1 pseudogene is annotated in these 382 nt (G+C 66.5%); it reads left to right on the top strand.

The window, feature by feature from the left end:
* Positions 1-382: pseudogene (locus CUZ56_RS14845) on the top strand (phosphoenolpyruvate carboxykinase (GTP)); the annotation flags it as partial.

Below are 382 nucleotides of genomic sequence, written 5' to 3' on the forward strand. Positions count from 1 at the left end.
GTCCGACGTGGCCCGGGTCGAATCGCGCACCTTCATCTGTTCCCGATCCGAATCCGACGCCGGTCCGACCAACAACTGGGTCGACCCCGCCGAGATGCGCGCCACCATGACCGAGCTGTACCGCGGCTCGATGAAGGGACGCACCATGTACGTGGTGCCGTTCTGCATGGGCCCGCTCGGTGCCGAGGACCCCAAGCTGGGCGTCGAACTCACCGATTCGGAATATGTGGTGGTCTCCATGCGGGTCATGACCCGCATGGGCCGGGCGGCGCTCGATCTGCTGGGCACGGACCGGCCGTTCGTGAAGGCACTGCATTCGGTGGGCGCGCCGCTGGCCGAAGGACAGGCCGATGTGCCGTGGCCGTGCAACGACACCAAATAC

The sequence above is a fragment of the Saezia sanguinis genome, assembly GCF_003991585.1.
Taxonomy (GTDB): domain Bacteria; phylum Pseudomonadota; class Gammaproteobacteria; order Burkholderiales; family Burkholderiaceae_C; genus Saezia; species Saezia sanguinis.